Origin of the sequence: Clostridium sp. 1001283B150210_160208_E6 (assembly GCF_015669365.1) — a bacterium.
In the GTDB taxonomy this organism is placed as follows: domain Bacteria; phylum Bacillota; class Clostridia; order Clostridiales; family Clostridiaceae; genus Clostridium; species Clostridium paraputrificum.
The window spans coordinates 97,400-111,634 of the sequence record NZ_JADPAA010000012.1 but is presented as its reverse complement, the minus strand read 5'-3'; the positions used below and the strand labels follow the sequence as shown (position 1 = coordinate 111,634).

General features: G+C 28.9%; 13 protein-coding genes. All 13 read right to left on the bottom strand.

The window, feature by feature from the left end; genetic code table 11:
- Positions 1-195 precede the first annotated feature (195 nt).
- Positions 196-702: a hypothetical protein gene (locus tag I4V16_RS13095; protein WP_049177407.1), complete on the bottom strand. Its 507-nt coding sequence runs from the start codon at positions 700-702 to the stop codon at positions 196-198.
- A gap of 51 nt (positions 703-753) precedes the next feature.
- Positions 754-2,646, bottom strand: a complete 1,893-nt coding sequence (locus I4V16_RS13090) for an FUSC family protein (RefSeq protein WP_195966887.1) — start codon at positions 2,644-2,646, stop codon at positions 754-756.
- Positions 2,647-2,831: 185 nt separating this feature from the next.
- Positions 2,832-3,869, bottom strand: coding sequence for a M42 family metallopeptidase (locus tag I4V16_RS13085; protein ID WP_195616957.1), 1,038 nt, complete (start codon positions 3,867-3,869; stop codon positions 2,832-2,834).
- Between the two features lie 74 nt (positions 3,870-3,943).
- Positions 3,944-5,821 carry a molecular chaperone HtpG gene (gene htpG, locus I4V16_RS13080; RefSeq protein WP_195619476.1) on the bottom strand — a complete coding sequence of 626 codons (1,878 nt, stop codon included), beginning with the start codon at positions 5,819-5,821 and terminating at the stop codon, positions 3,944-3,946.
- Between the two features lie 106 nt (positions 5,822-5,927).
- On the bottom strand, positions 5,928-6,539 hold the full coding sequence (locus I4V16_RS13075; RefSeq protein WP_049177402.1) for a hypothetical protein: 612 nt from the start codon (positions 6,537-6,539) through the stop codon (positions 5,928-5,930).
- 42 nt (positions 6,540-6,581) lie between these two features.
- Positions 6,582-7,082 (bottom strand): hypothetical protein, encoded by a 501-nt coding sequence (locus I4V16_RS13070; protein ID WP_111937432.1) that lies wholly within the window; start codon positions 7,080-7,082, stop codon positions 6,582-6,584.
- A 9-nt stretch (positions 7,083-7,091) separates the two neighbouring features.
- Entirely contained in the window at positions 7,092-7,640 is a 549-nt protein-coding gene (locus I4V16_RS13065) for an ImmA/IrrE family metallo-endopeptidase (protein ID WP_049177400.1), read from the bottom strand.
- Between the two features lie 201 nt (positions 7,641-7,841).
- Positions 7,842-8,792 (bottom strand): polysaccharide deacetylase family protein, encoded by a 951-nt coding sequence (locus tag I4V16_RS13060; protein ID WP_049177398.1) that lies wholly within the window; start codon positions 8,790-8,792, stop codon positions 7,842-7,844.
- Positions 8,793-8,895: 103 nt separating this feature from the next.
- Complete coding sequence (locus I4V16_RS13055; RefSeq protein WP_049177397.1) at positions 8,896-9,201, bottom strand: hypothetical protein; 306 nt, start codon at positions 9,199-9,201, stop codon at positions 8,896-8,898.
- 10 nt (positions 9,202-9,211) lie between these two features.
- Entirely contained in the window at positions 9,212-10,357 is a 1,146-nt protein-coding gene (locus I4V16_RS13050) for a DHHA1 domain-containing protein (protein ID WP_049177416.1), read from the bottom strand.
- A 68-nt stretch (positions 10,358-10,425) separates the two neighbouring features.
- Positions 10,426-11,886, bottom strand: a complete 1,461-nt coding sequence (locus I4V16_RS13045; protein WP_195542498.1) for a PLP-dependent aminotransferase family protein — start codon at positions 11,884-11,886, stop codon at positions 10,426-10,428.
- A gap of 375 nt (positions 11,887-12,261) precedes the next feature.
- Positions 12,262-12,795 (bottom strand): biotin transporter BioY, encoded by a 534-nt coding sequence (locus tag I4V16_RS13040; protein WP_065423154.1) that lies wholly within the window; start codon positions 12,793-12,795, stop codon positions 12,262-12,264.
- Positions 12,796-12,927: 132 nt separating this feature from the next.
- A complete protein-coding gene (locus I4V16_RS13035) occupies positions 12,928-14,091 on the bottom strand; it encodes an iron-containing alcohol dehydrogenase (RefSeq protein ID WP_049177393.1) in 1,164 nt (387 codons plus the stop codon).
- Between the last annotated feature and the right edge of the window lie 144 nt (positions 14,092-14,235).

Here is a 14,235-nt window from a genome sequence, read left to right as displayed (position 1 = left end):
TATAGCACTCTTACCGAATCATCATCAGGTATAATATTTTCGAAACTTATTGGGAAACCTATTTGGTGAATAGGTATGATATTATTCTTTTGCATATTAATATTATACGAAAAGAAGAGAATTCAAATTCATGAATTCTCTTCTTTCTTTTTATCGGATTGTATCAAATTTATTTTGATACAGCTCCTTTTTAATTTATTTCTCTTTTAATTTTTGTTTAAACTCTATTGCATCCTCTTCACTCTTAAATGCATTGATAGGAACTATTAAACTAATCTCATCCTTATTCTTAAATTCAATAAATAAGCATTCTGATATTTCTGTAACATCTGCTACATCCTTAATGCTTATTGTTCTACTCTTTTCTTCTATATCTACAATAAGATTTTCTCCATTTAAAACGAGTTTAATATCCCCATTAGGCAATAAATCTCTTTTATTAGCCATCCTCTTAAAAGCTCTCCTAGTCATTTTTTCAAGTAATGCTGGATAAAAGAAATAAAATATTATACCCAATAATCCAAATATAATTGAAACTGGTATTTGACCTGATAATATTGTAAATACAAAAATAACTGCACAAGCTGAAGTTAAAAATACTCTTGGTCTATCTAACTTCTTCTCATCCCTTGATTTTTTAGATGCAAAACTAGCACATTCAATCCATTGTTCTACTGTATTTCTATAAATAATTTCTATCATACACCTTTTCCCCCATGTTTTATCTATAAAATACATTATACATTATTTTTACTATATTTTGATATCAATATTTCTTATTTTTGAAAAACCATCTAAAACTTCTATGGTGCTAATAAACAAAAGTTTATCTTTATTAAAACTAGAACTTCCTATCTCATTTTGGATTGATAACATTTTTTCTTTGGTGAATGTTTCCTTGTTCTTTTTAATATATTCTATAGATTTCAATACCTTATCCTTACTTATCTCATCTTTTCTAATCCATCTATATAAATCATATATATTCATAACTAACAGATGTTGCTCTGTAAGATATTTTGATAGTTCATCGTAAGCATTATTTGAATTAATACTAGCCAATCTTTCTTCTATTAATCCTGAATATAATATAAGGTTCTTCATTTCTTCATCCTTAGTTACATCATTAATATAATCAGATACATTTTTAATCATTTTTTCTACTATATGATTATATGTATTAATTAAATTTATTGTTGAATCTTTAATACTAAATGGAAATATAAATTTATTTATTAACATTGCAATTATTACTCCAATAATTACATATAAAATTCTAACTCCACCAAGCTCTCCTACATTTCCTACTAAAGATGCAGCTCCTACTGCAGATACAGTTGTACAAATCATTTTATATTTATATTGAACAAGATAACTTGATACATATCCTGTTGCCATAATTATTAATCCTCTAACGCTAGTTTCTTTAAATACTGAAAAAAGTATTGTAATTATAATTACCCCAATAAATGTTCCTAAAATTCTATCCAAACTCTTCTTTTTAGACATCTCATACTGTGGTTGATTTATGGAATTCACAGTAAAATATATCCACCTTCCATCAGTAAGTCCAAAAAAATTCACTATAAATGCACTAAAGGCTATTCCAATCCCTAATCTAAACCCATATGTAAATCTTAATGAGTCTCTTGATATTTCACGTCTATATCTCCATGCTCTTTTGTAATTTTCCGGGATTTCTTCCCTTCTCTTAACCAAATTATAGTCTTTCTTTTCTAACTTCATTAAACTATATAAATCATCTTCTATTAATTCAATAATATTTATTATCTTTAATGATATATAATCTGTTATTTCCTCTTCTATAATTATCTCATTAAAAATAGAATCTAATTTTTTTAAATTCCCCTTGTCTTCTAAACAAATTTTAATATTTTCAATAAGAGGAATAACCTTCTTTTCTAAGATATCTACATTTTGATTTTTTTTAACTTCATTTAATATAAGGTTTATTCTTGAAAGTGCAACTAATATATCTAGTTTAATTCTACTTTCCTCAGGTAAATAGAACTCCCTTTCCCTCTTATCATATATAACCTTTCTAAACTTACTAATTCCATCTTTTATTCTATTATCTATTTCTTCTGTATTCTCTTTTCTTTCAATTAATCTTATTTTCTCATTTAAATTAACACATATACTTGTTAATAACTTATTTCCAGCTTTTGAGACCTTATCCCTATTTATTATAAGTTGTGCTCCCATAATTACTAATGCTCCAAATATAAGGGAACCAATTCTATTTGGTAACTTATCTAAGGATACAGGTGATGATAACATAAAAATATATTGAAGTGAAAAGGGAAGATAAGTAGGAGATTTTAAGTTATGACATAAGGTAAATCCAATAATAAACATTACTGCAAAGTTAATCAAAACTCCTAAATACATATTACTAGTAGCTAAATATGCCATTACTCCTAAAAATATATTAAACCCAATAAGAACCAATGTATTTCTTACAGCATTTAAAGTTAAATCATTCTCTAAAAACATTAAGGCGCCTGTTACCGTTGTTACTGCTATTAGTGTGTTTTCCTCACCAAAGATTTTTATAAATGTTGTTATAAATAGTATTATAAATATAAATAGAACTGTTTTTGATAATATAGTTTTTTTATTCATAATTAAGTCCTCCCTAAAAAGCGTACAAAAGCAATCTTATAATAGTATCTTCATTATTTCAACAACGTATTAAATTTAAATTTTCTGTAAAGAATACTCGAAAGACTTTATATATTTATTTTCCTTATACCACTTTTTAAATGTACAAAAAATACTCCAGTATCAGTATACTGGAGTATTTCTTATTACTTTGTTATATATAAATAAACTAATTTAACCGTATTTTCTAAAGCACTATAATGTGTTCTTTCCATACCATGTGAAGCATGAACTCCAGGCCCAATTAAAGCTCCTCTTATGTTATTTCCACCTCTAAGAGCTGCTCCTACATCAGATCCATATTGAGGATATATATCTACCACATAATCTAAATTATTTTCCTTTGCAAGGTTAACAAGGTCAGTTACCATATTATAATCATATGGTCCACCAGAATCCTTAGCACAGATAGATACATCATATTCTGTACAGCTTAAATCATCCCCTATACATCCCATATCAACAGCTAACATTTCTGTTATATCCTGTGGAATATAAGATGCTCCATGACCAACCTCCTCATATACAGTAATCATTATCTTTGTTTTATATTTAGGCTTTCTTCCCCCTCTATGTAATAATTCTAAAAGGGCTAATAAGGAAGCTACACTTCCTTTATCATCAATAAATCTTGATTTTAAGAAGCCACTTTCTGTAACTGTAGTTTTAGGATCTATAAAAATATAATCTCCTGGAAAGATTCCTAAAGCATTAACATCTTCTTTAGACTTAACTACCTGGTCAATCCTTATTTCCATATTTTCTGCATCTCTAGATTTTGAAGATGCATCCTTATAAACATGAGTTGAAGGACTAGTGCTTAAAAAGGTTCCTGTATATATTTTTCCTTCTCTTGTTCTTATTTTGCAATACTCACTATCTAAAGTAGGTACTGTTGGCCCTCCAACCACAGTAAACTTTAAAGTACCAGAACTAGTTACAGATCTAACCATAGCTCCTAAAGTATCTACATGGGCTGATAACCCTATAGTTTTCTCATCACTTTCTCCCTCTATAGTTATAACTCCACAGCCCTTATTAGTATATTCAAATTTATATCCAAATCCTTCTGCAATATTTTTTACTTTTTCCATAACTTCATAGCAAAAACCACTTGGACTATCGCACATTAATATTTCTTTTGCTGTATCTAATAAAAAATTCTTATTTACTTTTATATCCATTGCATTCATCTCCTTCTATATTTTTATAACTTTATTATAAAGAAATAGGAGCTGCTATACCAGCTCCTACTTAATTAAATATCCATAACTTGAAGCATTAAATCATTAGTTCTATTAATAAATTCATCAAGCTCATCTGAATTTAATGACTTATTAGATATTAACGCTAAATCAACAATTTGCTTACAAATGATATTAACCTTATCTTTTTTACTTTCATCATCAGAAATAGATGCAAGTTTCTTTATAATTGGGTTATTTCCATTGATAACAAGACTCTTTTCTTCTGGAATGTTCATTCCCATTCCTCCAAATTGAGCTTGAATTTCTGCCATTCTTCTAGAGTATTCAGAAAGAAGTACCATAGCTGGAGTCTTTTCATTTTTTAATGACTCTACCTTATATTCCTTCATCTTATCTCCAATTACTGATTTAAATAATTCAATAATCTTTTCATTATTTTCTTTATCTTCTTCAGCATCCTTATCCTTTAATACATCTGAAAGGTCAGAGTCTACTCTTGTAAACTTAACATTACCATCTTTATATTCAAGGAAAGATATAAAGTTATTATCTATTGGACTACTTAATATAAGTGCATCTAATTCATATTCCTTAAATAACTTTATATATTGAGATTGTTCTTCCTCATTGCTTACATAGAACACTTTATTCTCATGCTTTTCTTTAGCATTTTCTAAGTAATCTTTTAAAGTAATATGCTTACCTTCTATATTCTTAAATACTATTATATCTTTTATCTTTTCATAGAAACTTTCATCCTTTAAGCAGCCAAACTTAATAAATAGATGAATATCATCCCAGAACTCATCAAACTTATCTCTATCATTATTAAATATTGAATTTAGCTTATCAGCTACCTTTTTAACAATATGTTTAGAAATTCTACTTACATCCCTATCATTTTGTAAGAAGCTTCTTGAAACATTTAAAGGTAAATCTGGACAGTCTATTGCTCCCTTAAGTAATAATAAGAATTCAGGGATAACTTCCTTTATGTTATCTGCTACGAATACTTGGTTATTATATAACTTAACCTTACCTTCTATAAGCTCAAACTCATTCTTAAGCTTAGGGAAATATAAAATTCCTTTAAGGTTAAATGGATAATCTACATTTAAGTGAATCCAGAATAATGGGTCTTCATATTCATTAAATACTTGTTTGTAAAATTCTTTGTACTCTTCATCTGTACATTCACTTGGCTTCTTAAGCCATAAAGGATTTGTATCATTTAGAGGAGTTGGTTCTCCATCCTTATCCTTATCTTCTTCTGACTTTTTCTTTTCTTCATCTACATTGATTAAGAATATTTCTGTTGGTAAGAATGAACAATACTTTTCAATAATACCTCTTACCTTATAGTATTCTAAGAATTCTTTGCTTTCATCATCAAGGAATAGAGTTATTGTTGTACCCCTAGTTTCTCTAGAATCAGAATCTCCCATTTCATATTCTGTTCCACCTTCACATATCCATCTTACAGGGGTAGCCTCTTTCTTATATGATAAAGTATCTATTTGTACCTTTTTAGCTACCATAAAAGCTGAATAAAAACCTAATCCAAAATGACCAATAATGTCATTTCCCTCACCCATTTTATCTTTATACTTTTGTATAAAATCCTCTGCACCTGAAAAGGCAACTTGTGTAATATATTTTTTTACCTCTTCATCTGTCATCCCTATACCGTTATCGCTGAAAGTTAATGTACCTTCTTCTTTGTTTACAGAAACAACAACCTTAAACTTTTCGTCATCGATTCCCTCTGCTTCTCCTAGGGATACAAGCCTCTTATATTTGCTAACAGCATCACATCCGTTACTAATAAGCTCTCTAATGAAGATATCTTTGTCTGAATATAACCACTTCTTAATTATTGGAAATATATTTTCTGTGTGGATTGAAATATTACCTTTTTCTATACTCATTTTTATCCCTCCCTAAAAGATAATTTTAGTTACATTAAATAATATTGTCAATTATGTCCATGTAAAAAAATAGTGAATTATATCATTTATATAATCCACAACACCCCTATTTTAAATAAATTAAAGCTCCATAGCTACTATGTTTATATACTTTTTCTAAATCTAAATTTCTCTTTTCTCCCCAAGTTGATACATTTATATCTATCTTATTTCCCATTCTAAAATACTTTGTTATTGTCATCCAATGCCAATCAAATTCCTTTAAAGTTGTATTCCTTAGCATTAATATTGCTATAGGCTTATTTTCACTTAAAGCTTTTTTTATAAAAGAACAAAATTCATAATAGCTAGTGTTGAAATACTTTACTCCAAAATCAAGTTTTATTCCTTTATTTTCTCCAAAGCTATATAATCCTTTTATAAAATCTCTTGGTTTTAATATACCAACCTTTTCTATTGGTTTTGTCCACTTTATAATTTCATTCATATACTTTAAGAAATTATCTTTAGAAAAATCCTCATACTCATATAACTCTTTTATGCCTTCATTAATACTTTTGTAAGCTAATAAATTAGCTGCTGCTACTGCAGCACATCCATATTTTCTATTAATCTCATCTTCAAACCACTCTTGGTTTCCACCATAATAAAAGTTTTTTCCATCATTAATATTTAAGAAATTAATATAGCTCTTTATCTCTACACATTCAAAAGGCATAATCATCCCCACTTTCACCTTAAATTAATACATAATGTATATTTAGTTGCCTTTTTCTTTATGTATAACCTTATTATTTTCTTCAGCACTATTATTATTTCCCTTATTAAAATAGAAAGTATTAATAAAATCCATAAAATCTTTATTACCACTCTTAGGAAAAAGATTATTTATTACTATTTTAACAAGTGCAACTATTTCTGCAAATATCCCCGTAATAAATAATCTTATAGTCCATTCATCAAAATCCATTTCTCCCTTTCCGATTTTCCATACTACAACATTTATAAATATAACTTGTATAACAAGAATTATACTAATCCCTAAAGATAATCCTTGCTTCATCCTTTGTTCTGTTTTCTTTTCATCCTTCCAAATAGTAAGAACCTGAATTCTATCATCTGTTTCTTTATATTCTTGTTTTTCCTTTTCAGATATTGTTCTTGTAATTGGCGTCTCATAATCAAAATTTATTAAATCATCTAGTCCTAATTCTTCTGGATCATTATAATCAAAACCATCATTATACTTCTCTTCACCCATCCCATTCACCTACTTTAAATTTAATCTTTTAAGTCTTACATTCATAGCTGATTGAGAAACTTTAAATATTCTTGATAATTCCATTTCAATTATGCCTGTCCCAAAATTAAGCTTTCTTAATTGATCAAATTTTTCTACTAGTTTCTTTTCTGGCATAAGTAAACATCCTGCAAACTCGTTTGCCTCTTGTTCTTCTTTTGACTTAACAGCTAGTACATCTCTATGAAGATCTACAAATTCTCCTTTATTATTAATATGATTTAAAAAATAATGTCCTAACTCATGTGCAATTGTAAATCGCTTTCTTGCCATACTATCATTTGCATTAATATATATGCTTATATTTTCCTTATTCTTTTTAATCCCACCTAAAACAGCTGACCCCTTTACAGATTTAAAATTAACTTGTGATATAGGTATTCCAACCTTTTTAGCAATAACTACAGGGTCTATAGGTAAACTTCCATCTGTATATTCTTCTATGATGCTATCAACTTGAAATCTAATATTATCCATGTTAATCTCCACCCTTTCATTGATAAATATAACTTTCCCCATAACTACTCCTCCATCACTTGTAATTACAGAAGATTATACATATCCTTATATACATATAAATCTTCCTTTTTATTTATTCCTAATTCCTTATATTTTCTCCTTAATACTTATGATATGTATATACACACAATTCGCCCCATCTCCAAATATAAAATAAAAAAACTCAAGCAACCGCTTGAGTTTTCCTAATCTTAATTATATTTATTTCATTGTTCTAAATTCAAATCCCTTACCTTGTAAATATTCAATTATTTGTGGCAATGCTTTTACTGTCTCTTCTTTACCGTAAGTATCATGCATTAATATTACAACACTATCTGCATTAGGTCCTAATTCCTCTACGCTACTCTTTAATTTTTCAAATAATCCTGTAGCATCCTTTTTCTTTCCTTCTGCATCACCATTTAAAGCATTCCAATCAATATTACAATAACCTTTTTCAATCATTTTATCTTTCATTGGTTGTCTGCCCTTCCAAGACCAGTAACCACCTGGGAATCTAATTGTTTTAGTATCAAAATCTTTACCTAATATCTCTTTAAGTAAAGCATTATTCTTTTCTATATCATTAGTTATATTTTCAACGTTCATTACTCTATTAGGATATAAATATTTGTAATCATGACTATATGTGTGATTTGCTATAGCATGTCCACTTCCAGCTATTGTTTTTAATATCTCTTGTGCTTGTGTATTATCCTTAAGAGAAGTTCCTAACACAAAGAAGGTTCCTTTTACATTATACTTGTCCAGTACCTTTAATACTTCTGGTGTATTAGTTGTTGATGGACCATCATCGAAAGTTAAATATGCAACTTTTTTGCCATCTGTTCTAACTGGATAAGTTTTAGTTCCTGTTAATAAGCCATTAGTATTTTCTGAAACCATTTGAGCACTATCTGCATTTTCATCTTCTTCCAAAGTTAAGTACCCACTATTATCTAGTTTTGGTTTTTCAGGCTCTTTTTCAGTATTATCCTCTTCTTGCTCTGGTTGTGCTGAAACTATCTGATTTTCACCCTTTAATCTATAATCAATATATATAAAAGTAGGTATCATTAATAATACTAGTGTAAAGCACACTACTAATACCACTTTCATTTTTTTTGAATTTCTCTTTTTACTTAATCTAGCTCTTCTATACTTGTCCATTTTTACTACCTCCACTACTTCCTTCACTAATATTATAGTTCTTAAGGGTATGAATAGTAGTTACAAATTAATTACTATTTATTAAAATATAGACTACAAAAAACTACAAAATTATATCATTAATCGTAGTAATTAATTTTTCATCACCACACTTATCAATATATATGTTAATTAGCAACTGTATATTCATCGATTTATAACCTCTAATTCCCTCTGAATATATAGAATAAATTAAATCCTTATATCCCTCTTTATTTTCTTTAATTAAACTTATTATTCTATTCTCCTCTACCTCTACTAAATCATCTATAATTTTATCTTTTAATTTTTCTGAAAAGACATTTACATACTGCTTCTCCTCTTCACTCATACCTTCTAAATCATTGTTTAATATTTTCATAATATCCATATGTATCACCTTAAATATTTTCTTTTAATCTTCTAATAGCATAATCTATAGCACATTCTAAATTTAAAACATTTTTTCCTCCACCTTGTGCTAATAAAGGGCTTCCTCCACCTTTACCATCTACAAGAGTTATAGAATCCTTTAAAAGTGCTCCCATATTTAACCCCTTCATATTCTTTGAACATGCAAATAAAAGGTTACACTTTTCTTTATCCCTTGTTCCAAATAAAACTATTCTATTTTCATCTTCACATATAGCAGTTGCTAATTTATTAAGATTTTTCATTTCTTCATTATCAAAAATTTTGTTTATTAAAACAACATTCTTTATAGTCTCCCCATTAGAAACTAATTCTTTTATCTCGTATTCCCCTAACTTTGCCCTTACTTTGCTATAATCACCTTTTAATGAATTGTAGTTATCTACAAGTTTACTTAAACTATTAACTACATCATCTGTTCCAGAGCTTAAACTTAAACATATATTATCTAGAACAAAATCTCTATGTAAGTAATCATTTATAGCCCTACTACCTGTAAGATATGTTATTCTTGTATTTCCTTTATGCTTTTCAAAGCCTTTTATCTTAATTAATTGAAGGTCTAAAGTATTATTTGGATGAATTCCACAACATGCATTAATATCAATATCATCAATTTTAACTATTCTAATCTCATCATCTTTAGTAGCTAAATCCCTTCTAAGTCCCATCTTTTTTGCTTCTTTTCTATTAGTCATTAAAAACTCAACTTTATGATTTTCGCAAATAACTCTATTTGCCATTTTTTCAGCTTCTCTTATCTTCTCTTCTTCTATTGTTCCTACAATATCTACAGTACTTATTTCATTACCAATATGTATTCCACATGTATTTGCATTAAATAATGTATAAAAACATCCTGATAATAAATGTTGTCCTAAATGTTGTTGCATTCCATCAAATCTTCTGCTCCAATCAATGGTACACTTTATATTTTCTGTCCTTTTAGGCTCACTCTCTAAAATATGATAAATCTTATTTTTATCTTCTATTACATCTAAAACTCTTATTTCATCAATGTATCCTAAGTCACACCATTGCCCTCCCCCACCTGGGAAAAATGCAGTTCTATCTAAAACCACAGAATGCTTATTATCCTCTTTTGTATATTCCATTATATTTGCTGTAAATTCTTTTAAATATCCATCTTTATAATATAACTTTTCAGTCACCTAACTCACCTTCATAAACCTTTCTGCTTCATTAATACCTCTATATTCTTACCTATTATTTCTATTCCAATTCTTATATCATCATCGCTTACCCTTCCAAACCCTAACCTTAAGGAAGACTCCCCTTTAAAATTATTATAGAATAAATCTCCTGGCATAAATAATACTCCATCTTCATAACAAAGATTCAATAACTCTCTGGAGCTAATATTATTTTTAAGCTTAATAAATACATATAAGCCACCTTCTCCTGTAACATATTCATATGGAATATGCTTATTAACCATCTCCATTATTAAATTGTATTTATTCCTATAATATTTTCTAATATTCTTTATATATCTAGTAAAAGCTCCACTTTTTAAATAGTAGTAGAAGGCACTTTGATCTAGAAATGACGAATGTATAGTTCTTCCTCTTTTCACACTTTCTAAGATATCAATAAGTTTCTTATCTCCCATTATCCAACCAATTCTTAACCCAGGAAATAAAACCTTTGATAAGCTTCCTATATAAACTACACCATTTCCCCTTCCACTTAAGGCTGCTAAAGGCTCTAAAGGAGAACTTGAATACAATAATTCCTCGTTAAACCCATTTTCTATTATTGGAATGGAGTGTTCTCTAAAAATCTTATATATTTCTTTTCTTCTTTCAGAGTTCATTACTATCCCTGTTGGATTATTATACGAAGGAATTAAATATGCCAATTTAGGGCTATATAACTGTAATGTCTTATTTAAATCCTCTATTACCATTCCATCCTTATCCATTGGAACCCCAACAACCTTCAGACCATAAGCCTCCATAACTTTAAGAGCTGTATTATTAGTTGGTTCCTCACATAAAATAACATCTCCTGGAGAAGTTAATGATGCTAGTATAATATCAAATCCCTCTGTAAAACCATTGGTTATTAATATATCTTTATTTTCTTTACTAACGCCCTTTTCTTCCATATATTCAAACAAATAATCAATTAAGGGTTGGTACCCTTTTGCATATCCATAATTTAACAAATGAACCTCTTCGTAAGTCCAAGAATCCATTAAAGCCCTTTTAAAATCTTCCAAGTTAAATAGTTCACTTTCTGGCGCAATAGACTTAAATGATATCATACCTCTTTTAAATTTAGGTTCACTTTTAATAATATCCTTTTCTCTTAATACCTTCCCATATTTATTAACTAGGTTATCCCATTCAACATTATACTCATATACCTGCTTTTCTCCTTCAACAGCTATAAAAGTTCCCTTTCCTCTCTTAGTTAGAATATACCCTTTGCTTTCTAGATTTTCATATGCAGATATTACTGAATTTCTACTTATTTTTAGATAATTACTTACTTCTCTTGTGGATGGTAACTTACTATCCTTTTTTAAATCACCTTTTTTTATTCCATCTATGATATGTCTTTCCAATTGAATATATATTGGATCACTATCATTAATTTCAAGTGTAGAAAAAATCACTAATATCACCCCTTTCTCAATTCTAACCAACAAATTCATTATAACAACTCTTTCATCTACTTTACAAATAATTAACTTAAAAAGGTTAGGTGGACATTTATTTTGCTTGATTTTATATTTTCCTATGCATAAAAAAGAAGGGTATTTTTAAAAAATAATTTTTTCAAAAGTACCCTTCCTTTTTAGAATAAAAATAATTCTTTGTGGAATTATAATAATGTAAGTAATTTAAAAGTTTTAAATTTGACTACTCATTTAGAAGGTAATCAACACAACTTTTATAAAATACCGGCCAAGATAGTAGTTTTTCCATAACGAAGAAGTAGCCGGGTTAAAATTACTTATATGGGGCATGCATTGTCTAATGTATGCCTTTTATTTTACCCTTATCACTCTAACAACTCTATTTCTTATAGATAATGCTACCATTACTCCTAAAGCTGTTAAAATTAAATCCTTAATTATAAATGGATATAATCCAGCTACTAATGCCCCTTCTAAAGTGAGGCCCATTAATAGCTTAAGCTGAAGCACTCCAAATACATAATCCACAGCTAACCCAAGGTATGCTCCTATAAAAGCTAAAGACTTCTTATCTTTTTCTATAAAATATCCAATAATAAAAGCCATAAATACAAATCCTATTATATATCCTCCTGTGGCTCCAGTTATTATATTTAATCCACCAGTAAAACTAGCGAATACAGGTAGCCCTATAGCACCTAACAACATAAATACAATAATGGACAAGGTCCCCAATTTCTTTCCTAATATAACAGATATAATTACAACCCCAAAAACCTGTAAAGTTAGTGGTACTGATGGTAATGGTATTGATAATTGAGAAAATACAGCCATTAATGCTGCTCCAACTCCAACCATTATCATTTCCCTAACAGATAACCTCATTTTAATGCCCCCTAAAACTTTTTTCTTGTTAAGTATAATATTGGAATAAGCCATTGTCAACTCATTTCGTATTATCAGTTTACAATCTAGGAATAATTAAGGAGAAACTGCAAAGCAATTTCTCCCGTAAATTTATAAGGCTCTTTTATAAATATAATAAACATCTTCCCAATCTAAAGGCATATATCCTTTATCTAGATCAAATCTAACTGCCTGTTTAGCCATTATTTCTAGTTTTTCTTCGCCAATTCCTAACTCACCTAATGATGATGGTATTCCTAATTCCTTAAAGAACTCTCTTGTTTTTTCTATTGCCATATGAGCAATATCGTTTTTATCAAGACCTGGATTTATTCCCCAAACATTAACGCCATACTCAACAAACTTATCTAATGTTTTATCACTAAGTACATATTCCATCCAATGTGGAGTAAGTATAGCTAATCCCACTCCATGAGTTATATCATAGAAAGCACTTAATTCATGCTCCATAGGGTGAACACTCCATTCCCCGCCTCTACCATATGTTAATAACCCATTTATAGCCCAGCTTGATGTCCACATAAGGTTAGCTCTAGCCTCATAGTTTTTAGGATCCTCAATTGCTATTTTTCCATACTTAATACAAGTTTTTAATAATCCTTCACATAATCTATCTTGCATGAATGTGCCTTCAGTCGTATTAAAATACACCTCAAATATGTGACTCATTATATCTGCTGTACCTGCTGCTGTTTGGTTCTTTGGAACAGAGTATGTGTATTCTGGATCAAGTATTGATACTCTTGGCTTCATTTTTTCATGTCCAAGTCCTATTTTATTATTACTTTGGGTATCTGAAATTACCGCAAAGGCATCCATTTCTGAACCTGTTGCTGACAATGTAAGAATACTTAATATAGGTAATACTTCCCCTATTTTACTTGGATCCATAACAATATCCCATGGATCACCATCATAATTTACTCCTGCTGCAATAACTTTTGTACAATCTATTGTACTTCCTCCTCCAACAGCTAAAACCATATCTATGCTATTTTCTCTACAAATTTTAATTCCTTCTCTAACACTTGTAATTCTTGGATTAGGCTCTACACCTGACAATTCAAAACACTCTATGTTATTTTCACCACAAATTCTTTTAACATCATCATATAATCCTATTTTCTTAATACTTCCTCCACCGTAAACCATAAGTACTTTTTTACCATACTTAATTAATTCTTTTCCTAAATTTTTAATTTGACCCTTTCCAAAATAAACTTCTGTTGGTATTGAATAATGAAAGTTTTTCATATGCTTTATAACCTCCCAAATATTAGTTTAATTAATTACTTTTAGTACGAGTGTGGTGGATATTTGTTTTACTGTGACTTGGAGCGTAGCGACGGAACAAGCAAAATAAATGTCCACCACGCCTTCTCTATATATTATACCTCT